The sequence below is a fragment of the Burkholderia torrens genome (genome assembly GCF_984668525.1).
The window spans coordinates 2,380,198-2,404,096 of record NZ_OZ480212.1 but is presented as its reverse complement, the minus strand read 5'-3'; the positions used below and the strand labels follow the sequence as shown (position 1 = coordinate 2,404,096).

At 66.1% G+C, this 23,899-nt stretch carries 24 protein-coding genes; 9 read left to right on the top strand and 15 right to left on the bottom strand.

Annotation, left to right across the window (positions count from 1 at the left end; all coding sequences use genetic code 11):
* Nucleotide 1 precedes the first annotated feature (1 nt).
* Nucleotides 2-469, top strand: coding sequence for a hypothetical protein (locus tag AC5LXX_RS26990; RefSeq protein WP_493413457.1), 468 nt, complete (start codon nt 2-4; stop codon nt 467-469).
* Nucleotides 470-1,050: 581 nt separating this feature from the next.
* On the opposite strand, the gene AC5LXX_RS26985 is transcribed toward AC5LXX_RS26990, so the two are convergent.
* From AC5LXX_RS26985 to AC5LXX_RS26960, 6 genes are all read right to left on the bottom strand, one after another.
* Nucleotides 1,051-1,731: a tetratricopeptide repeat protein gene (locus AC5LXX_RS26985; RefSeq protein ID WP_493411693.1), complete on the bottom strand. Its 681-nt coding sequence runs from the start codon at nt 1,729-1,731 to the stop codon at nt 1,051-1,053.
* A 719-nt stretch (nt 1,732-2,450) separates the two neighbouring features.
* Nucleotides 2,451-3,887 carry an efflux transporter outer membrane subunit gene (locus AC5LXX_RS26980; protein ID WP_493411692.1) on the bottom strand — a complete coding sequence of 479 codons (1,437 nt, stop codon included), beginning with the start codon at nt 3,885-3,887 and terminating at the stop codon, nt 2,451-2,453.
* Between the two features lie 17 nt (nt 3,888-3,904).
* Nucleotides 3,905-5,479 (bottom strand): DHA2 family efflux MFS transporter permease subunit, encoded by a 1,575-nt coding sequence (locus tag AC5LXX_RS26975; RefSeq protein ID WP_493411691.1) that lies wholly within the window; start codon nt 5,477-5,479, stop codon nt 3,905-3,907.
* Between the two features lie 13 nt (nt 5,480-5,492).
* Nucleotides 5,493-6,587 (bottom strand): HlyD family secretion protein, encoded by a 1,095-nt coding sequence (locus tag AC5LXX_RS26970; protein WP_493411690.1) that lies wholly within the window; start codon nt 6,585-6,587, stop codon nt 5,493-5,495.
* Between the two features lie 64 nt (nt 6,588-6,651).
* Nucleotides 6,652-7,083, bottom strand: coding sequence for a MarR family winged helix-turn-helix transcriptional regulator (locus AC5LXX_RS26965; protein ID WP_493411689.1), 432 nt, complete (start codon nt 7,081-7,083; stop codon nt 6,652-6,654).
* Between the two features lie 81 nt (nt 7,084-7,164).
* Nucleotides 7,165-8,085 carry a LysR family transcriptional regulator gene (locus tag AC5LXX_RS26960; RefSeq protein WP_493411688.1) on the bottom strand — a complete coding sequence of 307 codons (921 nt, stop codon included), beginning with the start codon at nt 8,083-8,085 and terminating at the stop codon, nt 7,165-7,167.
* A 91-nt stretch (nt 8,086-8,176) separates the two neighbouring features.
* Between AC5LXX_RS26960 and AC5LXX_RS26955 the strand changes: the two genes are divergently transcribed.
* From AC5LXX_RS26955 to AC5LXX_RS26945, 3 genes are all read left to right on the top strand, one after another.
* Nucleotides 8,177-8,605 carry a MarR family winged helix-turn-helix transcriptional regulator gene (locus AC5LXX_RS26955; protein ID WP_124446303.1) on the top strand — a complete coding sequence of 143 codons (429 nt, stop codon included), beginning with the start codon at nt 8,177-8,179 and terminating at the stop codon, nt 8,603-8,605.
* A gap of 173 nt (nt 8,606-8,778) precedes the next feature.
* Complete coding sequence (locus AC5LXX_RS26950; protein WP_493411687.1) at nt 8,779-10,026, top strand: aconitase X; 1,248 nt, start codon at nt 8,779-8,781, stop codon at nt 10,024-10,026.
* Nucleotides 10,019-10,468, top strand: coding sequence for an aconitase X swivel domain-containing protein (locus AC5LXX_RS26945; protein ID WP_493411686.1), 450 nt, complete (start codon nt 10,019-10,021; stop codon nt 10,466-10,468). The genes AC5LXX_RS26950 and AC5LXX_RS26945 overlap by 8 nt, the downstream gene beginning before the upstream one ends.
* A 21-nt stretch (nt 10,469-10,489) precedes the next feature.
* On the opposite strand, the gene AC5LXX_RS26940 is transcribed toward AC5LXX_RS26945, so the two are convergent.
* The 3 genes from AC5LXX_RS26940 to AC5LXX_RS26930 all read right to left on the bottom strand — a co-directional run bounded on the left by AC5LXX_RS26940 (nt 10,490) and on the right by AC5LXX_RS26930 (nt 12,811).
* Nucleotides 10,490-11,092, bottom strand: a complete 603-nt coding sequence (locus AC5LXX_RS26940; RefSeq protein ID WP_493411685.1) for a hypothetical protein — start codon at nt 11,090-11,092, stop codon at nt 10,490-10,492.
* Nucleotides 11,089-11,634, bottom strand: coding sequence for a hypothetical protein (locus tag AC5LXX_RS26935; protein ID WP_493411684.1), 546 nt, complete (start codon nt 11,632-11,634; stop codon nt 11,089-11,091). The genes AC5LXX_RS26940 and AC5LXX_RS26935 overlap by 4 nt, the downstream gene beginning before the upstream one ends.
* A gap of 94 nt (nt 11,635-11,728) precedes the next feature.
* Nucleotides 11,729-12,811: an AraC family transcriptional regulator gene (locus AC5LXX_RS26930; RefSeq protein WP_493411683.1), complete on the bottom strand. Its 1,083-nt coding sequence runs from the start codon at nt 12,809-12,811 to the stop codon at nt 11,729-11,731.
* Between the two features lie 75 nt (nt 12,812-12,886).
* On the opposite strand from AC5LXX_RS26930, the gene AC5LXX_RS26925 reads away from it, so the two are divergent.
* On the top strand, nt 12,887-14,920 hold the full coding sequence (locus AC5LXX_RS26925) for a 2,4-dienoyl-CoA reductase FMN-binding domain-containing protein (RefSeq protein WP_493411682.1): 2,034 nt from the start codon (nt 12,887-12,889) through the stop codon (nt 14,918-14,920).
* Nucleotides 14,921-14,933: 13 nt separating this feature from the next.
* Here AC5LXX_RS26925 and AC5LXX_RS26920 read toward each other — a convergent pair whose 3' ends face one another.
* Nucleotides 14,934-15,338: a DUF2471 family protein gene (locus AC5LXX_RS26920; RefSeq protein WP_493411681.1), complete on the bottom strand. Its 405-nt coding sequence runs from the start codon at nt 15,336-15,338 to the stop codon at nt 14,934-14,936.
* Nucleotides 15,339-15,502: 164 nt separating this feature from the next.
* Nucleotides 15,503-16,396, bottom strand: coding sequence for a LysR family transcriptional regulator (locus AC5LXX_RS26915; protein WP_493411680.1), 894 nt, complete (start codon nt 16,394-16,396; stop codon nt 15,503-15,505).
* 86 nt (nt 16,397-16,482) lie between these two features.
* Here AC5LXX_RS26915 and AC5LXX_RS26910 point away from each other — a divergent pair, with 86 nt between their 5' ends.
* Nucleotides 16,483-17,262, top strand: coding sequence for an NAD(P)H-dependent oxidoreductase (locus AC5LXX_RS26910; RefSeq protein WP_493411679.1), 780 nt, complete (start codon nt 16,483-16,485; stop codon nt 17,260-17,262).
* Between the two features lie 140 nt (nt 17,263-17,402).
* Here the strand turns inward: AC5LXX_RS26910 and catC are convergent, their stop codons facing one another.
* From catC to AC5LXX_RS26895, 3 genes are read right to left on the bottom strand one after another with little or no spacing between them, the layout of a single operon-like run.
* The gene (gene catC, locus AC5LXX_RS26905) at nt 17,403-17,693 is read right to left on the bottom strand and encodes a muconolactone Delta-isomerase (RefSeq protein WP_493411678.1); all 291 of its coding nucleotides are present in this window, start codon (nt 17,691-17,693) and stop codon (nt 17,403-17,405) included.
* A 43-nt stretch (nt 17,694-17,736) separates the two neighbouring features.
* A complete protein-coding gene (gene catA / locus AC5LXX_RS26900; protein WP_493411677.1) occupies nt 17,737-18,639 on the bottom strand; it encodes a catechol 1,2-dioxygenase in 903 nt (300 codons plus the stop codon).
* A 32-nt stretch (nt 18,640-18,671) separates the two neighbouring features.
* Nucleotides 18,672-19,805 carry a muconate/chloromuconate family cycloisomerase gene (locus AC5LXX_RS26895; RefSeq protein WP_493411676.1) on the bottom strand — a complete coding sequence of 378 codons (1,134 nt, stop codon included), beginning with the start codon at nt 19,803-19,805 and terminating at the stop codon, nt 18,672-18,674.
* Nucleotides 19,806-19,896: 91 nt separating this feature from the next.
* Here AC5LXX_RS26895 and AC5LXX_RS26890 point away from each other — a divergent pair, with 91 nt between their 5' ends.
* Nucleotides 19,897-20,787, top strand: a complete 891-nt coding sequence (locus tag AC5LXX_RS26890) for a LysR family transcriptional regulator (protein WP_493411675.1) — start codon at nt 19,897-19,899, stop codon at nt 20,785-20,787.
* Nucleotides 20,788-20,943: 156 nt separating this feature from the next.
* Here AC5LXX_RS26890 and andR read toward each other — a convergent pair whose 3' ends face one another.
* Nucleotides 20,944-21,903, bottom strand: a complete 960-nt coding sequence (andR, locus tag AC5LXX_RS26885) for an anthranilate 1,2-dioxygenase regulatory protein AndR (protein ID WP_493411674.1) — start codon at nt 21,901-21,903, stop codon at nt 20,944-20,946.
* 213 nt (nt 21,904-22,116) lie between these two features.
* On the opposite strand from andR, the gene andAc reads away from it, so the two are divergent.
* The gene (andAc, locus tag AC5LXX_RS26880) at nt 22,117-23,388 is read left to right on the top strand and encodes an anthranilate 1,2-dioxygenase large subunit AndAc (protein ID WP_493411673.1); all 1,272 of its coding nucleotides are present in this window, start codon (nt 22,117-22,119) and stop codon (nt 23,386-23,388) included.
* 14 nt (nt 23,389-23,402) lie between these two features.
* Nucleotides 23,403-23,879, top strand: a complete 477-nt coding sequence (andAd, locus tag AC5LXX_RS26875; RefSeq protein WP_006490977.1) for an anthranilate 1,2-dioxygenase small subunit AndAd — start codon at nt 23,403-23,405, stop codon at nt 23,877-23,879.
* The last annotated feature ends 20 nt before the right edge of the window (nt 23,880-23,899 follow it).

Here is a 23,899-nt window from a genome sequence, read left to right as displayed (position 1 = left end):
CGTGCTGATCCCCGTCGAGGTCGCAGTCGACAAGCTCGTCACGTTACTGTTCGTTGCGCTCAGGCCGGTCGACAGTGAGTTCACGCCGCTTTGCGCCGTGCTGATCCCCGCCGCAGCCGAGGTCGACAAGCTCGTCACGTTGCTATTGGTCGTACTCAACCCCGTCGACAGCGAGTTCACGCCGCTCTGCGCTGTGCTGATGCCCGCCGCAGCCGAGGTCGACAAGCTCGTCACGTTACTGTTCGCCGTACTCAGCCCCGTCGACAGCGAGTTCACTCCACTTTGCGCCGTGCTGATGCCGGTCGAAGCCGACGTCGACAAGCTGAAAAGCTGCGCGCCGTTAACCGCATCCGTTGACGTCGATGTCACGGTCCCGGCCGTAACATTGATGATCTTGCGCGTTGCCAGCGTACCGCTGCCAGCGCCCACGCTCACCACGTTACTCTGCCCCCCGTCGGTGCTACCGTAACCCAAGGCAACGCTGTTTGACCCAGTGGCCGTCACACTGCCGCCGATTGCCACCGAGTTTTGCCCCGCGCCGGTCGCACCGTAGCCGATCGCGACGGTGTTGGACGCGCTGACTCCAGCACCTGCATTCACGCCCAACGCCACGTTTCCGTTTCCGGTCAAGTTCTGCCCGGCGCCAGCTCCAATGGCCGTGTTGTAGTCCCCCGCGAGACCGTTCCCCGAATTGGCCCCGACTGCCGTGTTGTAACCGGCGCTGACTACGCTACTGCCTTGTCCGCTGTGATACCCGTAGAACGTGCTGTTGCTCCCGCTTGCCCCAACGCCGTTGCTCACACCACTTCCACAAATGTTGCTGTTGCTGCCGTTTTGGCAGGTGCCGTCCGCCCACCCCACCTGCGACAAAGACATGCACGCACCAGCCGCCAACGCCGCAGCCGCCGCCGCACGCACCCGCCGCACCGCCCGGGTTCGCCCGCCTGACTTCCCTTGTCCGGCCACGCACTCCGCGACAGCAACCATCTGATTCAGCCGCTTGCTGAAAATGCACTTGTAGATCTTGTTCATGTTGTCCCCCAGTTCTCATCAGCACCAGTTCGCGGAGAGCGCTTGCAGACAGGTTCCCCAGTCCGCGCGCACTTCTTGCCTGTATGTCACGACATCGGGATACCAGGTGGTGTCGCCAAACCACCGCCAATCGGCATGCTTTTGCAAAAGCACATGTGTCTTCAGTCCAAGCGCACCCGCAAGATTGGCGCTCGACGTACACACCGACGCGATTTCATCCAGACACTGCATTGCCGCTGCAGTCCGGCTGAAGTCGGTCAAGAAGTGAGAAAGATCGGTAACGGGTAAATCGGGCACGCCGGTGAGAACCGCGCGATACCCTGTGGGCATCAGCGAATAGAAGTGCACACAGCCAATGACTTTCAGATGCGCAACGGCGAGGTTGTAGCGAATCTGCGGATCATGAGGCGCGAGCGCGGCGGCCCGCGTGAGTTCCTCGAGTGCCTCGCGTGGTCGGCCACCTTGGTTCAATGCCACGCCCGGGAGAAGACGCAGGAAGCCGCAGCCCTGACCGACAGAGATGGCCTGCCTCGCGCACTCGGCACTTTGCTCAAAGTGCCCGTCATTCAAAAGTTGCAACGCTCGCTGCGACAGTGCCGCGGTGCGCGTTGACCGGCCGGACTCGACTTCCGCTGTCGCACCAGAAGGAAGTGGCAATACGCCGGTGATGCATGCCAGCCTTGAGGGTGGCGAATGCAAGTCTTCTCTGCATTTCATACGTCCCCCCGAACACGTCGTGAATCGAGTTCTCACCGCGCGCGTGAGCGCGGCTCAATCAACGTGTGCGGAGGGGTGATGCGAGAGGGCAGCCGCATGGCAGCCATAGCGTACTTGGACATGATTTCCCCGATCTGCGTTTTGGTCGTTCGTTGCCTGCACTGGGCTCTACGGCCGTGCGGCTTGGATGTGTGCGAAACACGTGAGCAAGGAGTAGGCCAGCACGCGGTGGCTCAATGACCACGAGGCCGAGCGATCGACAGGCGATGTGAGGCAGCGCTCGGGCCCCGGCGTTGTTTCAGTTCTGAAACTCCGGAAGGACGAGCCGATTCTCCAAGTCCCGCGCGCAGCAAGGAAACACACGTACGGCGCGGCTTTGCGTCGGCGGCAGGCATGGGATTCCTGCGTACCCCATTGCTGTGATTTATCTAGGAATGTTTCAATCGTGCAACCTGCGGCCGGGAACGATGCCGTGTGGGGTAATCGTTCTGTTCGGGCATGTGTGTGACCCGCCCGGGGGAATTTTCGGACCGGTTGAAACCGAGAGAATGGCTTCCAATGGAGAAAAGGAAGTCATGAAGAAGAGCCGATTTGCCGAGGAACAGATGGTCGCCATGAATGTGCTCGGCCCGATCCTCATCGGGCGGCTGGCGAGCGGCGCGCCGGCAAGTGTCGAAGCCGGCGCCTTATCGTGATTCCGCTCAGTTCTTCGCCACGGCCTCCACCTCCGGCCCACCCGCCGCGTCATTCCGGCTCCACCCACCCCCAAGCGACCGATACAACGCCACCGCCGCCAACGCATGTTCCCGCTTGACCTGATTGAGCGAATCCGAATCCCGCAGATACACCTCCTGCGCCGACAGCACATCCAGAAAATCCGTCGCGCCGCCCTTGTAGAGCTGATTCGCCAACCCGAGCGCCTTGTCCGATGCAGAAAGCGCGCTACCGAGCTTGCGCGTCGCCTCGTCGGAGCTGACGAGATTCGCGCGCGCATCCTCGACTTCCCGCAGCGCCTGCAGCATCGTCTGCCGCAATCCGAGTTCCGACTCGCGCATCCGGCTTTCGCTCTGCGAGATATCCGCCGTAATCCGCCCCGCATTGAAGATCGGACTCGTGGCGCTCAACGCCGCGCTGAACAGGTTGTCGGTCAACGTCGGCAACCCGAGATAGGAAGCCGCCAGAATCCCGTCCGTCAGGTTCAACGAAAACTTCGGATACCGCTCGGCCTTCGCCACGCCCACTTGCGCCGCACGCCGCTCGACTTGAGCGTAGGCAGTCAGCACATCGGGCCGCCGCAGCAACGCCTGCGAAGGCAACGTCCCCGGCGCGCCGACCGGCGGCGCCGGAATCTCGCCAGCCTGCGCCAACACGAGCCGATCGACCGATTCAGGCGTGCGCCCCGAATACACGGCAATCAGATTGAGCTGATGCGAGATCTGCGCCTGCGTCGGCGGAATCCGTGCTTCGAGCGCATCGAGCTGGTTCTGCGCACGCGTGACGTCGAGCTCGGTCGACAGCCCGAACGCCTGCCGCTTGCGCGTGAGTTCGAGCGCATGCTGCCGGATTGTCACGTTATCCTGAAGGATCTTCAATTCCTGCTGCGCCCAGCGCAGATCGACATACGCGGATGCCGCATCGGCCGCGAGCGCGAGCCGCATCGCATCTTCCGCATGCTTCTGTCCGACAAGCTCCGCCTGAGCGGCCAGCAGATCGAGCCGTTCACCGCCGAACACATCGGGCGACCAGCTCAGCGCGAGCCCCGCGCCAGCCTGCCGCACATAACCGAGCGGCGGCGGCGTATTCTGCCGCGCATCGGCCGCATGTGCGGTCGCGTCGAGTTCGGGCAGCAGCACCGCGCGCTTCTGGACGGTCAGCGCTTGCGCCTGCTTCACGCGTTCGGCGGCGGCTTGCAGATCGAGGTTGCCGTCGAGCACGGTCGCGATCAGCGTGTCGAGCACGGGATCGTGGAATTGCGCCCACCATGCGGCCGCGTCGATGTCCGCGCGCGGCACGTCGGTATCCCACGCAGCAGGTGCAAGCGTCTGCACGGATTCGTTCAGCGCCGGATGCTGCGCGGGCTGCACCGCGCACCCGGCGGCGAATGCACTGACAGCCAGCGCGAGAAGTAGCTTTTTCATGATGAAGGACCTTGACCTCAGTGCGCGTCCGGCGGCGGCGCGTTGAACGTAATGGGTTTGGAAAACACGACGGCAAGCAGCGCGACGACGAAGCACAGCGACAGCGCGTAATACGCATCGGCATAAGTGAGCGTCAGTGCTTCGCGATAAATCAGCCGATGCAGGTTCGCGAGCCCGGCCTGCGCGGTATTCAGCGTGTTGCCGGCCACCGAGCCCCAGTAGGCGGCCTGGCGATCGAGCAGCGACGCGACCTGCGGTTCGCCGGCGCTCACGTGCTCGTTCAGCCGCAGGTAGTGAAAATTCAGCCGGTCGTTGAGCATCGTCGCGCTGACCGCGATGCCGATCGCCCCGCCGAGGTTACGCATCAGGTTGAACAACCCGCTCGCCGATTTCAGCCGCGACTGCGGCAGCGAGCCGAGCGCCATCGTCACGATCGGCGGCACGCTGAATTGCTGGCCGATGCCGCGCAGTGCCTGCGGCAGCAGCAGTTCGCGCCAGCCCCAGTCGTGCGTGATCGGCGTGTACAGATAGCAGCCGAGGCCGAAGCAGATCAGTCCGAACACGAGCAGCGCACGCAGGCTGAAGTAGCGCGCGGCGAAGGCATACGCACAGAGCGCGATCAACTGGAACGCCCCGACCGACAGCAGCGCGATACCGATCTGCAGCGAGCTGAACGCCCGCACCTGCGCGAGAAACAGCGGCGTGAGGAACACGGTCACGAAGATCCCGATGCCGGTCACGAACGACAGCAGGCTGCCGATTCCGAAGTTGCGCACGGCGAGGGCGCGCAGGTCGACGATCGGATCTTTCGCGGTCAGCGCATGCACGATGAACAGGAAGCCGCAGATGCCGGAGATCCACGCGCAAATCACGATTGCATCGTCGCCGAACCAGTTCTTGCGCGGGCCTTCCTCGAGCACGTATTCGAGGCAGCCAAGGAAGCCCGACATCAGCACGATGCCGAGATAGTCGCCGCGCTTGATGAGGCTGAGGTCGGGCTCGTCGATGTGCACGTAGCGCGGCACGAGCGCGGCCACTGCGATGCCCGGCACGAGGTTCAGGTAGAACAGCCAGTGCCACGACCATTGGTCGGTGATCCAGCCGCCGATCACGGGGCCGATCGCCGGCGCGAGCGACGCGAGCGCGCCGATGGTCGTCGACGCGATCAGCCGCTGCCTGCCGGGAAACAGCACGAACGCGGTGGTGAACACGGTCGGGATCATCGCGGCGCCGAGCGCGCCCTGCAGGCCGCGAAACAGGATCATCGAGTTGATGTCCCACGCGAGCCCGCACAGCATGCTCGTGATCGTGAAGCCGACGGCCGACGCGACGAACAGCCAGCGCGTCGACATCACCTTCGACAGCCAGCCCGACATCGGGATCACGATGATCTCGGCGATCAGGTAGGCCGTCTGCACCCACGACAGTTCGTCCTGGCTCGCGGACAGCCCGCCGCCGATGTCGCGCAGCGACGACGCGACGATCTGGATGTCGAGCGTCGCCATGAAGAAGCCGACGCACATCAGCGCGAACGCGAACACGCGCTGCCGGGTCGGTTGCGACGCGGGGTCGCCGGAAAACGCGGTGGTCATCGTCGGCTCCCGCTCAGTTCTTGTGATCGGTATGCACGGTCACGACCGCGGAGAGCCCCGGGCGCAGCACGTGCTCGATGCCGGGCTGCGGATCGAGATGCACGCGCACGGGCACGCGCTGGACGATCTTCGTGAAGTTGCCGGTCGCGTTCTCGGGCGGCAGCACGCTGAAGGTCGCGCCGGTCGCGGGCGCCAGGCTGTCGACTCGGCCATGCAGTTTCGTGCTCGACGCATCGAGCGACACGTCGACGCGATCGCCCGCATGCATCTTGCGCAACTGGTCTTCCTTGAAGTTCGCATCGATCCACAGGCCGGAGGCCGGCACGACCGTCAGCAGCGGCACGCCGACGTTCGCGAGCATGCCGACGCGGCCCGTGCGGTTGCCGACGTAGCCGTCGACCGGCGAGCGGATCGTCGTGTATTCGACGTTGAGCGCCGCGACGCGCTGCGCGGCCAGCGCGGTGTTCACGCGGGCCTGCGCATCGGCGAGCTGCGCGCCGAGCACGTCGAGTTGCCGCTTCGATGCAAGCAGCGCGGCGTCGCTGCGTTCGACGGCCGCGCCGGCCTTCGAATAATCGGCGTCCGCGCGCTCGACGATCTGGTTCGACACGGCATCGGATTTGACGAGCTCGCGGTAGCGCACGCGGTCCGACGCGGCGCGCGTCAGTTCGGCCGACGATGCGTTCTTGTCCGCCGCATGCTGGCCGATCACCGCGAACTGCAGTTGCTGCTTCGCTTCGAGTTCGGTCACGGCGGAGCGCGCGCTGTCGACTTCCGCGGTCGCCTGTGCGAGCTTCGCGTCGTAGTCGCGCGCATCGAGCTGCACGAGCACGTCGCCGGCCTTCACACGCTGGTTGTCGGTCACGAGAATCTTGTCGACGAAGCCGTTGACCTTCGGCGCGAGCACCGTCACGTCGCCGCCGACATACGCATCGTCGGTGCTCTCCTGGAAGCGCAGCACGAACAGCCAGTCGAGCACGGCCGCGGCCACGACGACGACGGTGATGCCTACCGCGATGCGCATCCACGGCACGCGCCGCTGTTGCTTCGCGGGCCGCTCGGTTGTGGCTGCTTCGCGCGACGAGGCAGCGTCTTGGGTCGTTTCCATCGATTCACCTATGTATATGCACTTATCAAAACGATCGACGACATCGCGTCGATCGGGGAAGGGGCTAGCGTTCCGGCAGGTTGTGCGTGATCCGGAACAGTTCGTCTCTGAGGCGGGCCGCCTGCGCCGGCCCGAAGCGCTGCTCGAACGCTTCCTGCGCGGCGAGCCATTGCACGTGCGCGTCGGCGACCTTCGTTTCGCCGTGCGCGGTCAGCGCGAACGTCTGGCCGCGGCATGGCGGTTCGATCCGGCCCGTCACCAGTGCCGCGCCGACGAGCGGCTTGAGCGCGCGCAGCAGCGCGGTGCGTTCGATCACCAGCACGTTCGACAGCGTCGCCATCGTCAGGCCCGGCCGGTCGCGCAGCAGCGCGAGGATGCTGTATTGCGACGGCGTCACGCCCGCCTGCGACAGATAACGTTCGTAGAACTGCGAGATGCGGCGGGCGGCTTGCCGGACCGCAAAGCAATCGTCGTCGGTGAGAGTGATCTTGTGCATGTGCACATGTTAGGGCGCAGGGGGCCGCGAAGCGATGGGCGGGGCAGGATCAGATTGGTGTCGTGGCTGTACCAATCGCCATCAGGCGGCCGCCGGGACGATCCAGCCTTCGCGGTCGCAATAGGCGGCCGTGTAGTCGATGAACGCCTTGACCTTCGCGGGCAGCAGCAGGCGGTTCGCGTACGCGAGCTTGATCTCGACGAATGCGTCGACGAGGTCGGCGTCGGCCAGCAACTGCACGAGCGCGCCCGACGCGAGTTCGGCCTCGACGAGCGTTTTCGGGACGACGCCGATGCCGAAGTCGTGCATCACCATTTCGCGGTTGAAGACGGGGCTGTTCGACGAGATGTCGAAGCGGAACGGCACGGTCAGCAGGTCGCCGTCGACGCGGAACGACAGCGCGGGCCGGCGCAGCGACGGCGAGATCGGCACGAACGGATGATCGGCGAGATCGGCCGGTGTTTCGGGGTGCGGATGTTCGCGCAGGTAGGCCGGCGTCGCGACGATCACGACCGGAATGCGCTCGACCAGCCGCACGACGGTCGATTCGCTCGTCAGCATGTACGGCACGACGATGCCGATGTCGTAGCCTTCGCCGACGAAATCGACCGGGCGCTCGGTCAGCGTGACGTCGAGGCGCACCTTCGGATGCGCGCTCTTGAAGCCGGCGATCAGCGGCACGAGCCGGTTCAGCGCGGCCGTCGTGTGCGCGACGAGGCGCAGCAGGCCTTCGGGCTCGCGCGTTTGCGTCTGGGCTTCGACTTCGAGCGCGTCGAGTTCGTCGAGCACGGCCGCGCAGCGTTCGTAGATGCGCTCGGCCGTTTCGGTCAGCGACACCTGGCGCGTGGTCCGGTGCAGCAGCCGGCTGCCGAAGCGCGCCTCCAGATCCGCGACCGCGCGCGACACGACCGGCCGCGCGAGGCCGTGCATGTCGGCGGCGCGCGTGAAGCTGCGCATCTCCACCACCGACCGGAAGATCCGCAGCTTGTCGATGTAGTCCATGTCCGTCTCCTTGACGCGATGGCCGGCCGCGAGCCGTGTTACGGCGGAGTGTACATTGACTTTATGCATATGCACATATAAATTGACGAACATGAACGACACCTCGATTGCCCAAGCGTGCCACTGCCTCGCGCTGCGTCAGGCGGCGCGTTTCGTCACGCAACTGTACGAGCGGCATCTGGCCCCGGTCGGCGTCACGCCCGCGCAGTTCTCGATCATGGCGAATCTCACGCGCCAGCCCGGTCTCCTGATGAGCGAGCTTGCCGACATGCTCGTGATGGACCGCACGACCTTGCTGCGCGCGCTGAAGCCGCTGCAGCGCGACGGTTTCGTCGCGACGGCCGCGTCCGAGCACGATGCGCGCGCGCATGCGCTGCACCTGACGAAGCTCGGCGAGCGCACGTTCGCGCAGGCGAAGGTGGCGTGGCAGGCGGCGCAGGACGAATACGAGACGCAGTTCGGCAGCGATCGCGCGAAGGCGTTGCGCGGTGAGCTGTTCAGCCTGACCGCCGAACGCTAGGCGAACTGGAGCGAAATTCGAGCCATTGGCCAGGTTGCGGGCCTTCGATCGCATGAATTGGTTTTAAAACTGTCCGGATCGACGATGATCTGGACAGTTTTCAATTCCAGTTGTAGAGTCCTCTGACGGATTTCACGGGCCGGCGGCGCCGCCCGAGTCACGAGGAGCAACCGATGCTGCAGTTGAGTGACCGCGACGACGCGATGTTGCGCGGGGATTTCGGCGATGGCGTCGCGCGCGCGATGCGGATCGTCGCGCGTACGGCGCAGGTGATGTCCGCGCCGCACCTGATCGACATCACGTCGGCTCATATCGACGGCTGCTTGTATCACGGCCAGACGAGCCTCGACTTCGTCGAGTATTTCGTCGACACGGGCGCGCAGGTCGCGGTGCCGACCACCTTGAACGTCGGGTCGCTCGACCTGATCCATCCCGAGCTGTACCACGGCGATCGCACGATCCAGCGTGATGCGCAGCGCCTGATGGACGCGCACCTGCAGCTCGGCTGCGAATCGAGCTTCACCTGCGCGCCGTATCAGCTGAAGAAACGTCCCGCGAAAGGCGAGCAGATCGCGTGGGCGGAATCGAATGCGATCGTGTTCGCGAACTCGGTGCTCGGCGCGCGCACGAGCCGGTATGGCGACTTTCTCGACCTGGCCGCCGCGATCACCGGGCGCGCGCCGTATGCGGGGCTGCATGTCGAAGCGAACCGCGCCGCGCGGATCGTGTTCAACGCGCCGGACTTCAGCCGCCGGGCATCGCGCGATATCTATTTCGCCGCGCTCGGCCTGCTGATCGGCAGGATCGCGGGCGCGGTCGTGCCGGCGATCGTCGGGCTGCCGGCGGACACCACCGAAGACGAACTCAAGGCGCTCGGCGCGGCGGCCGCATCGAGCGGTGCTGTTGCACTGTTTCATGCGGTGGGCATCACACCGGAGGCGCCGACGCTCGACGCCGCGTTGCATGGAGGCGCGGCGCAACGCACGGTCGACGTCGCGCTGGCCGATCTCGACGAGATTCGCCGCACGTTGAACCACGGTGCGGCCGGCGACGCACTGGTCGCGGTGGCGCTCGGCACGCCGCATTTCTCGCTGGCCGAATTCCACACGCTCGACACGTTGCTCGACGCATTCGACGGCAAGCCGGCCTGCGATTTCTACGTGAACACGAGCCGCTTCATCCTGTGGGAGCTGGAGGAGGCTGGCCTCGCCGGCAAGTTCGCCGCGCGCGGCATTCAGATCGTCGTCGATACCTGTACGTACATCACGCCGGTGATGAAGCGGCTATCGGGGCTGGTGATGACCAACTCGGGAAAATGGGCGTCGTATGCGCCCGCGAACATCGGCGTGACGGTCGCGTACGGCAGCATGCGCGAATGCGTGCGATCGGCGTATGAAGGCAAGGTGCGATTCGATGACTGAAGCGACGGGCAGGCAATTGACGGGCGACACGCTCGTGCCGGGCAGCGCGTGTGCGCGCGCGTTCGTCCTCGACAAGCCGCTCAGCTTCTGGGGCGGCTACGACTCGGGCGCGGGCAGGATCGTCGATCGCGGGCATCCGCAGGCCGGCGCGAGCCTCGCCGGCAAGGTGATGGTGATGCCGCATGCGAAGGGCTCGAGTTCGAGCAGCAGCGTGCTCGCGGAAGCCGTGCGCAACGGCACGGGGCCGGTCGCGATCGTGCTGAAGGAGCGCGACCTGATCATCTCGATCGGCGCGATCGTGGCCGCCGAGCTGTATGCGATCGCGGTGCCGGTGGTGTGCGTGAGCGACGACGTGTACGACGCGATCGTCGCCGCGACGGGGGACGTGCGGATCGAGGCGGGCGAGGGGGATGGCGGCGCGAGGATCTGCGTCGACCTCTGACGCGTCGTGCGCCGGATCGTCTCAGATGAAGCGAATGTGCGGCGTTTCTTCGGTCGAGAGCGACAGTGCGCGCCGGGCAGCATTCATCTCGCGCTTGCCGCCTGGCTGCCTGAGCCGCCGGATCTCGGGCCACAAGATCGCGCCGAACACCGTGCGCAGGATCGTGCTCAGCAGGAGGAGGGCGATCGCGGCGCCGCCGAACCATGTGGCTATTTCCAGCACGCTGTCCGTGCTGCGTTCCATCGCGGACACGAGGCAGGCGGTGGCGGCCATGGCGACCAGCATGCCGATCGTGACGACAACATCCATGCGGGCAGCCGCGACTTTCGCGGGGCGAACGAGATAGACCGAGCCGTCGGTTGCGTTGCGGATAGCGTAGATGGCGCGGCGATCCCGATCTTGCGTGTAGGCGACGGTCAACCGGTCGCCCGCGACGATGAACACGCTTTGCGTGCTGTTCGTCCTGAGCATGAGCGGTGCGTCGACCGTGTCGAGCTGGAGCGCAATTTCCTCGATGCTTTGCTTGGTCGTGCCGAGATTGTTGCTCCAGACCTCGGTACTGATCGTTTTCTGGCTGACCGACGTCACGCAGCCGGACACAATCTGCATGGTGTGATCGTTCATCCGTTGCTCCGTTCGACCGTCAAGCCGGCCGGTTCGCCTTGCCACTTTTCCTGGGCTTCGCGCCGCTGGGGCCGGAAGGCCAGCTCGCAGAGGCCGGCGATCGCGAGCAGGGTGCCCAGCAGACTGACGATGCCCACGACCAAGGCCACCGCGCCGACGAACGCCCAGCCCGATTTGAAGACGGCGCCGTCGATCAGCAGGCTCAGCATGAAGATGCATGACGCCCACGTGAGCAGCGACAGGTTGCTGTTCTTCTGCCCGAGCGCATCGTAAGGGGCGATTGCCAGATCGTTGCTCCTGATCCACGCGATCTGGTGCCGGCCGCGATCGTCGAAGGTGCACGCGCGCACGGTCATCCCGGGCTTCAATCGACCGATCTGCTTGAATGCCTCTGCGTCGATATCGTCGGCGGCGATGAAGTAGCACGTGCCCTGCATCGTCAGGCGATAAAGCGGCACCTTCTTGGTCTCGGACGCGACACGAATGAGGTTGGTGTCGATACGGTCGATCGTCGATTCGATCAGGGTGGTGTGATTGGGCATGGGACGGGAGAGTGAGCCGGCCGGCGCCGCTTTGGCGCGGGATTGATCATACCGATTAAATTGCAGGTCGACACCACGTACCTGCTGCTGCGCATCATTCGCGTGCCGGCCCCGCGGCCGCTTCCCGAAACGCGCTCGGCGTCTGCCCGGCCCAGCGTCGGAACGCGCGCGTGAAGTTCGCCGGGTCGGTGAATTGCAGGCGCTCGGCGATGGTCTTCAGGTCGAGATCCGACGCGGCGAGCAACTGCTTCGCGTCGCGAAACCGCGCTTCGTCGAGCAGCTGCCGATAGCTCGACCCGGCTTCCTCCAGCCGGCGCCGCAGCGTGCGCGTCGATACGAGCAAGGCATCGGCGAGCGTGTCCGGCCCCGGGTAATCGCCGGCGGCGCGCGCCAGCTCCGCACGCACGCGCTCGACCAGATCGCCTTCCTCCTGCCGCACCTGCGCATATTCGCGTTCGACCTGCACCAGCGCCTGCCGGTGCGCGACTTCGTCGGCGAGCGGCAGCGGCCAGTCGAGCACGTCGTGCGCGATCCACAGCGCGTTGGCCGCGCAGCCGAATTCCACCGGCGGCAACTGGTCGCGATAGCGCGCGAAATACACGGGCTCCGGCCACGCGAACTGCAGCCTGATCGGCGGCGACGCGCGCCCGGCCCATTGCGAGATGTTCTGCGCGAGCCCCGTCAGCACGAATTCGAACATCACGTGGTGCTGCAGCACGGGGCTGGCCTGCACGCCGTGCAGTTCGAGCGTCGCGCCACGCTCGTCTTCCGCATAGGTCAGCCGGTACTGCCGGTTGCGCATCCGGAAGTAGCGCTGCGTGACGGACAGCGCTTCGCGGATGTCCCGCGCGGTCAGCGTCGCGTAGCCGAGAAAGCCGTGCACGGTCGGTTTCAGCAGCAGCCCGAACGCGAGCCCGATGCCCGGGTCGCCGCCGATCTCGATCGCATTGAGCACGAGCCGCCCCCATTGCGACGGCGCGACGCGCGCGTCCGGTTCGGCCAGCACCGCATCGCGCAGGCCCGTGCCGGCGCGCACGGCGGCCAGGTCGACGCCGCGCGCGGCCAGCGCCTGCAGCAGCAGGCGTGTATAGGCAACCGGAATCGTCGGCCGGCGCAGCCCGAGGCGGTCCTTGGCGAGGGGAGCGGTCATGTCGTATTGGCCGGAAATGACAAGCATTATGGCTGTTTGCCCCCTCACGCTCAAGGCGGCGCGCGCCTACGATGGCAGGCATCGCTTTTGGGCTCGACCATCATGACAACCGCCTTTCCCCACCTGCTCGCGCCGCTCGATCTCGGCTTCACGACGCTGAAGAACCGCGTGCTGATGGGCTCGATGCACACGGGCCTCGAAGACAGCCGCAAGACGCTGCCGCGCCTCGCCGAATATTTCGCCGAACGCGCGCGCGGCGGCGTCGGCCTGATCGTGACGGGCGGCTTCGCGCCGAACGTGGCCGGCTGGACCAAGCCGTTCGGCGGCACGCTGATGACGTCGGCGGCCGCGCGCCGGCATCGCGAGATCACGGAGGCCGTGCACGCGGAGGACGGCAAGATCGCGCTGCAGATCCTGCATACGGGCCGCTACGGCTACCACCCGTTCGCGGTCGCGCCGTCGAAGATCAAGTCGCCGATCTCGCCGTTCGCACCGCACGAGCTGAGCGCGCGTGGCGTCGAGCGGCAGATCCGCGCGTTCGTGCGCTGCGCGAAGCTCGCACGCGAAGCCGGCTACGACGGCGTCGAGATCATGGGCTCCGAGGGCTACCTGATCAACCAGTTCATCTCGATGCATACGAACAAGCGCACCGACCAGTGGGGCGGTTCGTACGAGAACCGCATCCGCCTGCCGATCGAGATCATCGAACGTACGCGCGAAGCGGTCGGCCGCGATTTCATCCTGATCTACCGGCTGTCGATGCTCGACCTGATTCCGGACGGCAGCGACTGGAGCGAAACCGTGCAGCTCGCGAAGGCCGTCGAGCGCGCGGGCGCGACGATCATCAACACGGGGATCGGCTGGCACGAGGCGCGTGTGCCGACGATCGCGACGTCGGTGCCGCGCGGCGCGTTCGCGTGGGTGACGAAGAAGATGAAGGGCGAGGTCGGCATTCCGCTCGTGACGACCAACCGGATCAACCGGCCGGAAGTGGCCGAGCAGATTCTCGCGGACGGCTGCGCGGACATGGTATCGATGGCGCGGCCGCTGCTCGCCGACGCCGAATTCGTCGTGAAGGCCGCGCAGGGCCGCGCCGACGAGATCAACACCTGCATCGGCTGCAACCAGGCGTGCCTCGATCACGCGTTCAAGAACCGGATCGCGTCGTGTCTGCTGAATCCGCGCGCGTGCCACGAGACGGAGCTGAAATACACGCCCGCGCAGCAGCCGAAGCGCATCGCGGTGGTCGGTGCGGGACCGGCCGGGCTGTCATGCTCGACCGCACTCGCGCAGCGCGGCCATCACGTCGACCTGTTCGACGGCGCAGCCGAGATCGGCGGCCAGTTCAACATGGCGAAGCAGGTGCCGGGCAAGGAAGAGTTTCATGAGGCGCTGAGCTACTTCGGCCGCCAGGTCGAGCTGACCGGCGTGAACCTGCACCTGAATCGCCGCGTCGATGCGAGCGACCTGATCGCGGGCGGCTACGACGAGATCGTGCTCGCAACCGGCGTCGCACCGCGCGACCCGAAGATTCCGGGGCAGGACGGGCCGAACGTGCTCAGCTATATCGACGTGCTCGCCGGCAAGCAGCCGGTCGGCCGGCGCGTCGCGGTGGTCGGCGCGGGCGGGATCGGCTTCGATGTCGCCGAGTATCTGGTGCAGGACGGCGAGTCGCCGGCACTCGACCTGGACGAATGGAAAGCCGAGTGGGGCGTGACCGATCCGGCCGCGACGCGCGGCGGCGTGACGCGTGCGCAGGTGTCGGCACCGGCGCGTGAGGTGACGCTGCTGCAGCGCAAGCCAGCGCCGCTCGGCAAGGGGCTCGGCAAGACGACCGGCTGGATTCACCGCGCGACGCTGAAGATGAAGCAGGTGAAGATGATCGGCGGGGTGAACTACGAGCGAATCGATGCGCGCGGGCTGCACGTGTCGTACGGCGAGCAGCGCACCGATCACGAGCTGATCGAAGCCGACACGATCGTGCTTTGCACGGGGCAGGAGCCGCAGCGCGCGTTGCTCGCGCCATTGCAGGCGGCCGGGCGCACGGTGCACCTGATCGGCGGCGCGGAACTGGCCGCCGAACTCGATGCGAAGCGCGCGATCGATCAGGGCGCGCGCCTCGCGGCGCGGCTGTAACGACCGTTGCGGCTCAGGCCGCTTCGGCCCGCTCTTCCTCTTCCGCCTCGAGCATGGCCTTGACGATCAGGTAGATGGCCGGCAGGTCGTCATCGTCGCGGCGCCAGTCGACCGGTTCCTCGACGTCCGCGGCGACCAGCCGGCTGTCGCGCAGCCGGATGAACGCGTCGACGACGGCCGGATCGTTGCGGTTCAGGAAACCGGCATTCGAGAATGCCAGCTCTTCGACGTTCAGCAGCGCCTGCCAGCTCATCGTGCGGACGGCCGCCGGATGGGTGCGCCGCCGCAGGCCAAGCGCCCGCTGCGCGGGGCCGCCGGCGACACGCTGCAGATCGACGACTGCCCGCTGCGCGGCGCGCTCGAAGTGGACGGGATTGAAGCCGGGTTGCTCGGGATCGAATGCGGATGCCAGGAACATGGTCGCCTCACAAAAGTCCGTTCGTCTGTGGATGACGGAATTCGGGTCAAATGGTGCAAAAGCACTGTAAATATATACAGTGTTTGGCGCAGATTCAAGCCCCGGATGAAGGATTTTGTGCAGCGGCGATCGAAGCGGGCGGCCGCAGCGATCCGGCGAACGGCTTACATCGCCGCCGCGATCGTCTCCCGCAACCACCGATGGGCCGGATCGCGATGCACGCGCTCGTGCCACAGCATCGACATTTCATAGCCGGGCACCTCGACCGGCGCGTCCACCACGCGCAGCGCGGGCACGTCGCGCACCAGCCGCTCGGGCAGCATCGCGACGAGGTCGGTGCTCGCGACGGCCGACATCACGAACAGGAAATGCGGCACCGACAGCACGACGCGCCGCGCGGCGCCGACCTTCGCGAGCGCTTCGTCCGTCACGCCGAAGAAGCCGCCGCCGTCGGGCGACACGATCACGTGTTCGAGCGTGCCGAACTGCGCGAGCGTCGGGCGCCGCTTCAGCTTCGGGTGGCCGGCGCGGCCGATCAGCACGTACCGCTCGACGAACAGCGGCAGGCGGCGCATGCCCGGTGGTGACCCTTCGGTCGTATGAAAGGCCAGGTCGATGCCGTTTCGTTCGGTATCCTGTTCGGTGCGCGGCGGCACGAGCTCGACGACCGCGAGCCGCGTACCGGGTGCAGCCGCGCGCAGCGTGCTTAGCGCGGGCAGCACGATCGTCGATTCGCCATAGTCGGTCGCGGCCACGCGCCACGTGTTCGTCGCGGTCGCGGGATCGAACGGCGTGGCCGGAACCACCGCGCGCTCGACCGCTTCGAGCGCATCGCGCAACGGCTCACGCAGGGCTTCGGCGCGCGCGGTGGGCCGCATCCCGCGCGGCCCCGGCAGCAGCAGCGGATCGCCGAACAGGTCGCGCAGTTTCTGCAGCTGCACGCTGACCGACGGCTGCGACATGTTCAGTTTCTCGGCCGCGCGCGTGACGTTGTGCTCGGCAAGCAGCACGTCCAGCGTGACGAGCAGGTTCAGATCGAGCCGTCTTAGATTATTCATGGCTATACCTGGAATATCAGGAATTCATTTCAAATATACCTTTGGTCGCGGCATCCTGCAGTCATTCAATCCACGGAGTGACGAACATGAATGTGCTGATCGTGTATGCCCATCCCGAACCGCGTTCGCTGAACGGCGCGCTGCGCGATTTCGCCATCGCGCATCTCGAAGCGGCCGGCCACACGGTGCAGGTGAGCGACCTGTATGCGATGAACTGGAAGGCGGTGCTGGACGAGAACGACGTGACCGATCGTGCGCCCGACGCGCGGTTCGATCCGACGCTCGACTCGAAGCGCGCATTCGCGGCGGGTACGCAAAGCGAAGACATCGCACGCGAGCAGGACAAGCTGAAGTGGGCCGATGCGGTGATCCTGCAGTTTCCGCTGTGGTGGTTCTCGATGCCGGCGATCATGAAGGGCTGGTTCGAGCGTGTGTATGCGTACGGTTTTGCGTATGGCGTCGGCGAGCATTCCGATACGCACTGGGGTGATCGCTACGGCGAAGGAATGCTGGCAGGCAAGCGGGCGATGATCGTCGTCACGACGGGCGGGTGGGAGCCGCACTACAGCCCGCGCGGCATCAACGGGCCGATCGACGACCTGCTGTTCCCGATCCAGCACGGCGTGCTGTATTACCCGGGGTTCGACGTGCTGCCGCCGTTCGTGATCTACCGGACGGGCAAGATGAACGACGCGCGCTTCGACGAAACACGCGCGGCGCTCGGCCGGCGTCTCGACGATCTATGGACCATGCAGCCAATTCCGTTCCGCCGGCAGAACACGGGCGACTACGAGATTCCGGCGCTGACGCTGAAGGACGAGATCGCGCCGGGGAAGGTGGGGTTTGCGGCGCATCTGGCCGCATGACGATTGCTGTGTACGCCGATGCGCGGCGACACGGATAACCGTCGCCGAATGCAAAGCGGCACGGGCGGCCTGCGAGACATCGCCGGCCGCCCGTGTCGCGCTTTTCGCGGCCGCTGGTCGCGGCCGCGATTCATCGTTGCTTACCGATCGTCTTCCCGCACCGACGACGGATGCCGGCACAGCGCCCGCACCTCCATCTCCATGTACGGAAACAGAGGCAGCTGGCTCAGCAGGTCATGCAGTTGCTGCACGCTCTCGACGTCGAAGATGCTGACGTTCGCATACTGCCCGGCGATCCGCCACAGATGGCGCCAGACGCCTTCGCTCATCAGCCGCTGGCACATCGCCTTTTCTTCCGCCTTCAGCGTGGCCGCCTTGACCGGATCCATGTCCGCCGGCAGGCGAACGGTCATTTCCACATGAAACAGCATCCTGCACTCCTTGAGTTGTCGAGTCGTCGAACGGGAAGGGCGCTCAGGCCTGCGCGCGTGCCCGCTCGACTTCGCTGCCCGGTACGTCCCGCTTTTCCTCGAGCAGAGAGAAATCGAAGTCGATCAGCGCGAACTGCCCGTCGACGCCATACGGCTTGCCTTCCGCGCCTTCCGCTTGCTTGACCGGCGGGATCAGCCCGTCGCGCGTCGCGAACGCGAAGTCGTCCCACAGATGCGGATCGCCGTCGATGTTGATCTGCGTCGTCAGCTTACGATAACCGTCCGCCGAAACGAAGAAGTGAATGTGCGCCGGACGATGGCCGTGGCGGCCGAGCTGGTCGAGCAGTTGCTCGGTCTTGCTGCCCGGCGGCACGCTGTAGCCGACCGGCAGCACGCTGCGGAAGCTGTAGCGGCCGTCGGCATCGGTGCGGATCGAGCGGCGCAGGTTGAACGCGGGCTGCGATTGGTCGAAATACGAGTAGTTGCCCAGATGGTTCGCATGCCACACCTCGACGAGCGCGTTCGCGATCGGCGCGCCGTCATGGCCGAGCACCCGGCCGCGCATGATCAGCGTCTGGCCCGGATCGGTGCCGTCGTCGAGACGCGCATGGCCGACCGATTCCGGCGCACCGGCCACGTACAGTGGCCCCTCGATCGTGCGCGGCGTGCCGCCCTGGATGCCGGCCTTCTCTTCGGCTTCGTCCATCCGTACGTCGAGGAAGCGCTCGAGGCCGAGGCCCGCGGCGATCAGCCCGAATTCGCGGCCGGCTTCGTTCAGGTAGTTCAGCGCGGTCCAGAACTCGCTCGGCTGCACGTCGAAGTCCTCGATCGTGTAGCAGACGTCCTTCACGATCCGGTTGACGATGGCGCGCACGCGCGGGTTGCCGGGTTTCTCCGCGGCGTCGTCGAAGGTCTTCAGCAGTGCGTCGATGGCTTGCTTGTTCATCTGTGTCTCCGGTTTCGGTTGTCGTGTGGGGATCAGCGGGCGCCGCGTCGCATCCGTTCGATGCGGGCCCAGTCGAAGGTGATGCCGAGGCCGGGCGTCGCCGGCAGATGCAGCTTGAAATCCTGGTAGCGCAGCGGCTCGACGAGGATTTCCTCGGTGAGCAGCAGCGGGCCGAACAGCTCGGTGCCCCATTTCAGCGAGTCGAACGTGCTGAACAGTTGCGCGGACGCCATCGTGCCGGCCGCGCCTTCGAGCATCGTGCCGCCGTACAGTTCGATGCCAGCGGCCGCCGCGATCGACGCGACGCTCGCCGCGCCCTGCAGGCCGCCCGACTGCGCGATCTTCACCGCGAACACGTCGGCCGCGCGCTCCTGCGCGAGCGCGAACGCATCGACGGGGCCGTGCAGCGCCTCGTCGGCCATGATCGGCACCTGCGCGAGCTGCGTGAGGCGCTTCAGCCCCGCGCGGTTGGTCGCGGCGATCGGCTGCTCGACGAGACTCACGCCGGCTTCCGCGAGCCGCGCACCGGCCCAGATCGCGTCGGTTTCGCTCCATGCCTGGTTCACGTCGACGCGCACGTCGCCGCGCTCGCCGAGCGCGCGCTTGATCGCGACCACGTGCGCCACATCGTCGGTGACCGCGTTCGAACCGATTTTCAGCTTGAACGCGCGGTGGCGGCGCGCGTCGAGCATCGCTTCGGCTTCCGCGATGTCGCGCTGCGTGTCGCCGCTCGCGAGCGTCCACGCGACATCGACCGCATCGGTCCGGCGGCCGCCGAACAGTTCCGACAGCGGCACGCCCAGGCGCTGCGCCTGCGCGTCGAACAGCGCGGTTTCGATCGCGCACTTCGCGAAACGGTTGCCCTGGAACAGCTTGCGCGCACGCGCCAGCGCGGCGCCCGGACGCGTCGCGTCCATGCCTTGCAGCAGCGGCGCGAAGTAGGTGTCGATGTTGACCTTGATGCTTTCGGGGCTCTCCTCGCCATAGGCGAGGCCGCCGATGGTCGTCGCCTCGCCGACGCCTTCGATACCGTCCGTGCATCGAACACGGACCAGCACGAGGGTCTGGCAGTTCATCGTCGCGACCGACAGTTTGTGGGGCCGAATCGTCGGCACGTCGACGAGCAGCGTGTCGATGCGTTCGATGGTGGCGGCAGTTGCTATCATGCGATTCCTCCTGTTGGTGCACATGGTAGGAATTCCCGCCCCGCGTCGTCCAACACTCTTTCCGACTACTTCCATACCTTTGAGGCATGAAATGGAATTGCGTCAGCTCCGCTACTTCATCGCCGTCGCCGAGGAAATGAACATCACGCGGGCGGCGGAGCGGCTGCACATGACGCAGCCGCCGTTGAGCCGCCAGCTTCAGGCGATCGAGGACGAGATAGGGTTGCCGCTGTTCGAGCGCGGCGCGCGGCCGCTGAAACTGACGGATGCCGGGCGCGTGTTCTATGCACAGGCGAAGCGCCTCGTCGACCAGGCCGACGAGCTCGGCCCGCTGACGCGGCGGCTCGCGCAGCTGGCGGAGCGGATCGTGATCGGCTTCGTGCCGTCGACGCTGTACGGCGCGCTGCCGGACGTGATCCGCGCGTTTCGCGAGGCGCAGCCGGACGTCGAGCTGTCGCTGATCGAAATGTTCACGCTCGAGCAGCTCGGCGCGCTGAAGGGCGGGCGGATCGACGTGGGGTTCGGCCGCCTGCGCTTCGACGACGACCAGCTGGTGCGCGAGGCGCTGATCGAGGAAAAGCTGATCGCGGCGCTGCCGGCCGGGCATCCGCTCGCCGATCCGGACCGGCCGCTGACGCTCGCGGATCTCGCGAACGAGACGATGATCGTCTACCCGAGTACGCCGCGGCCGAGCTTCGCCGATCAGCAGCTGTCCGCGCTGCGCGATGGCGCGGTCGTGCCGGCGGCCGTTCATGAGGTGCGCGAGCTGCAGACGGCGCTCGGGCTCGTCGCCGCGCAGGTGGGTGTGTCGCTGGTGCCGGAAAGCGTGGAGGGCGTGCGCGTGCGGGGCGTCGTCTACCGGCGGCTGCCGGAGCCGGCCGCGACGTCGCCGATCATCATGAGCCGCCGGCTGCACGGCGAAAGCGCGGCCACGGCGGCGTTCTGCGCGATCGCGCGGGAGATGATCGCGCCGGCAGCGTAACGGCCACGATCGACGTTGATGTCATAAATCGCAACTAACGGTCTGTTTCCGCGTGCGCCGCCGAATTCGGAGAGGGTTCGCGATGACATACCGATCCAGCTTCCATCGCAGCCGGCCGGCAAGCCGTTGCGCGGCGTGCGAGGCGAGTGGTAGCGGCTACCGCTGCGCGTCGAGCGTCTCCGACGGCGATTCACCGAATTTTTCCCGATACGCGATCGCGAACCGCCCGAGGTGCGTAAACCCGCAATCGAGCGCGACATCGGCGATCCGCCGGTCGGACGCCGCACCGCGCAGCAGCTCGCGCGCATGATCGAGCCGCGTCGCGCGCAGGTATTGCATCGGGCTCATCCCGCGGAACTGCAGGAACGCGTCGCGCAGCGTCCGTTCGGGCACGTTGGCGGCCTGGACGATATCGGCGAGCTGCAGCGGTTGCGCGTAGTACGCGTTCACGAACTCCTGCGCGCGCCGGACGAAGCCCGGCGCCGGGTCGCGGTGCGACGCGTGCGGCACGGACGGCGGATGGCCTTCGATCAGCAGGTCGATCAGCAGATGCTCGAGCTGCGACGCGACGCGTGGGTTCGCGTTCGCGCGTTCGAGCAGCTCGGGCGACCGCGCGACGAGCATCAGCTGCTGGCGCCACGCGGAAAGCGCGGCGTCGCTGACGTGCAGCACGGGGTCGAGCATCGCGCGCGGGTCGCCGGTCAACGAACCGACGGTCGCCGCGTCGATGCGCAGCACGAACTGCTCGCAATCGGCCGACAGCACCGCGTCGAAGCGCTCGCCGGGCGCGCACAGCACGCCGGTCTGTCCGTCGACGCCGAGCTGGCGCCCCATCGCGCGCACCTCGGCCTGGCCGGACAGGCAGAACATCAGCAGGTAATAGCCGTCGACCGCGTCGACCTGCACGCGCATCGCGTCGCCGAACGCGATCGTGCCGATCCCGAGCCCGCCCAGCTTGACGAAATCCATGTGCGACGCGCCGTGCACGCGGCCGTTCGGCAGCAGCGCATGCGGCTGCATCACGCGCGAGATGCGCTCGCGCGTCTCGTCGAGATCGCGGGATTCGAACAGCCGGTGCGCGCGCAGCGCGAGCGGCTCGAACGACGTTGGGGACATGGGCCTCAGCCTTGGTATGGGCGACGTGCGCTTCGATCCGACGAATGGGTCGCGATCGTGCGCCGGGTCGCGTGTGCCGTCATGCTAGCGCAGAAATCCGCCGAAAGTGGATATTGCGCCGCCGCAATCGCACTTTCCGGATAGACGGCGAATATTAGCTTTTCAAAAATCGGCTCCATGCATTCAACGCAACGGATCGACAAGGAGTCCGACATGGAGCAGACAGAATCGCCCGTCGTTTTCGCCGCGCGCGGCGACACATCCGACGTGACCTTTCCGCACGACGACGGTTCGCGCGTGCCGTACAAGGTGTTCAGCTCGCGTGCGGTCTACGATCGCGAGCAGGAGCGCATCTTCCGCGGGCCGACGTGGAACTTCGTCGCGCTCGAAGCCGAAATCCCGAAGGCCGGCGACTTCAAGAGCACGTTCGTCGGCGACACGCCGGTGGTCGTCACGCGCACCGAGGACGGCACGCTCTCCGCGTGGGTGAACCGCTGCGCGCACCGCGGCGCGCAGGTATGCCGCAAGTCGCGCGGCAACGCGAGCTCGCATACGTGCGTGTATCACCAGTGGAGCTTCGACAACTCGGGCAACCTGCTCGGCGTGCCGTTCCGGCGCGGCCAGAAGGGGATGACCGGGATGCCGGCCGACTTCGACCCGAAGCAGCACGGGCTGCGCAAGCTGCGCGTGGACAGCTATCGCGGGCTCGTGTTCGCGACCTTCAGCGACGAGGTCGCGCCGCTGCCCGAGTATCTCGGCGAGCAGATGCGCCCGTGGATCGACCGGATCTTCCACAAGCCGATCGAGTATCTCGGCTGCACGCGCCAGTATTCGAAGTCGAACTGGAAGCTGTACATGGAGAACGTGAAGGACCCGTATCACGCGAGCATGCTGCATCTGTTCCATACGACCTTCAACATCTTCCGCGTGGGGATGAAGGCGCGCTCGATTCCCGATGCGAACCACGGCCTGCACAGCATCATCACGGTGACGAAGACGAACGACGACACGTCGGCCGCGTACAAGCAGCAGAACATCCGTTCGTTCGACGAGGGCTTCCACCTCGAGGACGAATCGATCCTCGATCTCATATCGGAATACGACGAGGACTGCACGAACCATATCCAGCCGATCTTCCCGCAGCTCGTGATCCAGCAGATCCACAACACGCTGGTCGCACGCCAGATCCTGCCGAAGGGCCCCGACAACTTCGAGCTGATCTTCCACTTCTTCGGCTACGCGGACGACACGCCCGAGCTGCGCGCGCTGCGCATCAAGCAGGCGAACCTCGTCGGGCCGGCCGGCTACATCTCGATGGAAGACACGGAAGCGACCGAGCTCGTGCAGCGCGGCACGGTGCGCGATGCCGATGCGACGTCGGTGATCGAGATGTCGCGCGGCAATCCGGACCAGCAGGACACGGTGATCACCGAGAGCCTGATCCGCAAGTTCTGGGTCGGCTACCAGAAGCTGATGGGCTATTGAGGCGGGAGCGAAAAATGACGGAAGACATGAAGACGTGGTTCGAGATTTACATGCTCCAGAACCGCTACATCGGGCACCTCGACAACGACCGGCTCGAACACTGGCCGGAGATGTTCACCGAGGACTGCACGTACGAAATCGTGCCGAAGGAGAACGCCGATCTCGGGCTGCCGGTCGGGATCGTCCACTGCACGAACCAGCGGATGCTGCGCGACCGCGTGGTGTCGCTGCGGCACGCGAACATCTACGAGGAGCACACGTACCGGCACATGACGTCGGGCCTGACGATCGTCGCCGAACGCGACGGCGAGATCGACACCGAGAGCAACTACGTCGTCGTGCAGACGCGCAGCAACGGCGAGTCGAACGTATACCAGGCCGGCAAGTACTACGACACGGTCGTGCGCACGCCTGACGGGTTGCGCTATAAGACCAAGCGCGTGATTTACGACACGTCGCGCGTGCAGACGCTGCTCGCGACGCCGATCTGACCGATCTGACGAAGCAAGGA

What these genes read in the sequence shown, in the direction of transcription:
- AC5LXX_RS26955 (WP_124446303.1), top strand. Translation starts at nt 8,177, where the DNA reads ATGAACGACACCTCGATTGCCCAAGCGTGCCACTGCCTCGCGCTGCGT.
- AC5LXX_RS26975 (WP_493411691.1), bottom strand. Translation starts at nt 5,479, where the DNA reads ATGACCACCGCGTTTTCCGGCGACCCCGCGTCGCAACCGACCCGGCAG.
- AC5LXX_RS26980 (WP_493411692.1), bottom strand. Translation starts at nt 3,887, where the DNA reads ATGAAAAAGCTACTTCTCGCGCTGGCTGTCAGTGCATTCGCCGCCGGG.
- andAc (WP_493411673.1), top strand. Translation starts at nt 22,117, where the DNA reads ATGGAGCAGACAGAATCGCCCGTCGTTTTCGCCGCGCGCGGCGACACA.
- AC5LXX_RS26890 (WP_493411675.1), top strand. Translation starts at nt 19,897, where the DNA reads ATGGAATTGCGTCAGCTCCGCTACTTCATCGCCGTCGCCGAGGAAATG.
- AC5LXX_RS26910 (WP_493411679.1), top strand. Translation starts at nt 16,483, where the DNA reads ATGAATGTGCTGATCGTGTATGCCCATCCCGAACCGCGTTCGCTGAAC.
- AC5LXX_RS26950 (WP_493411687.1), top strand. Translation starts at nt 8,779, where the DNA reads ATGCTGCAGTTGAGTGACCGCGACGACGCGATGTTGCGCGGGGATTTC.
- catC (WP_493411678.1), bottom strand. Translation starts at nt 17,693, where the DNA reads ATGCTGTTTCATGTGGAAATGACCGTTCGCCTGCCGGCGGACATGGAT.
- AC5LXX_RS26970 (WP_493411690.1), bottom strand. Translation starts at nt 6,587, where the DNA reads ATGGAAACGACCCAAGACGCTGCCTCGTCGCGCGAAGCAGCCACAACC.
- AC5LXX_RS26925 (WP_493411682.1), top strand. Translation starts at nt 12,887, where the DNA reads ATGACAACCGCCTTTCCCCACCTGCTCGCGCCGCTCGATCTCGGCTTC.
- AC5LXX_RS26915 (WP_493411680.1), bottom strand. Translation starts at nt 16,396, where the DNA reads ATGAATAATCTAAGACGGCTCGATCTGAACCTGCTCGTCACGCTGGAC.
- andR (WP_493411674.1), bottom strand. Translation starts at nt 21,903, where the DNA reads ATGTCCCCAACGTCGTTCGAGCCGCTCGCGCTGCGCGCGCACCGGCTG.
- AC5LXX_RS26960 (WP_493411688.1), bottom strand. Translation starts at nt 8,085, where the DNA reads ATGGACTACATCGACAAGCTGCGGATCTTCCGGTCGGTGGTGGAGATG.
- AC5LXX_RS26965 (WP_493411689.1), bottom strand. Translation starts at nt 7,083, where the DNA reads ATGCACAAGATCACTCTCACCGACGACGATTGCTTTGCGGTCCGGCAA.
- AC5LXX_RS26945 (WP_493411686.1), top strand. Translation starts at nt 10,019, where the DNA reads ATGACTGAAGCGACGGGCAGGCAATTGACGGGCGACACGCTCGTGCCG.
- AC5LXX_RS26895 (WP_493411676.1), bottom strand. Translation starts at nt 19,805, where the DNA reads ATGATAGCAACTGCCGCCACCATCGAACGCATCGACACGCTGCTCGTC.
- andAd (WP_006490977.1), top strand. Translation starts at nt 23,403, where the DNA reads ATGACGGAAGACATGAAGACGTGGTTCGAGATTTACATGCTCCAGAAC.
- AC5LXX_RS26930 (WP_493411683.1), bottom strand. Translation starts at nt 12,811, where the DNA reads ATGCTTGTCATTTCCGGCCAATACGACATGACCGCTCCCCTCGCCAAG.
- AC5LXX_RS26940 (WP_493411685.1), bottom strand. Translation starts at nt 11,092, where the DNA reads ATGAACGATCACACCATGCAGATTGTGTCCGGCTGCGTGACGTCGGTC.
- catA (WP_493411677.1), bottom strand. Translation starts at nt 18,639, where the DNA reads ATGAACAAGCAAGCCATCGACGCACTGCTGAAGACCTTCGACGACGCC.
- AC5LXX_RS26920 (WP_493411681.1), bottom strand. Translation starts at nt 15,338, where the DNA reads ATGTTCCTGGCATCCGCATTCGATCCCGAGCAACCCGGCTTCAATCCC.
- AC5LXX_RS26935 (WP_493411684.1), bottom strand. Translation starts at nt 11,634, where the DNA reads ATGCCCAATCACACCACCCTGATCGAATCGACGATCGACCGTATCGAC.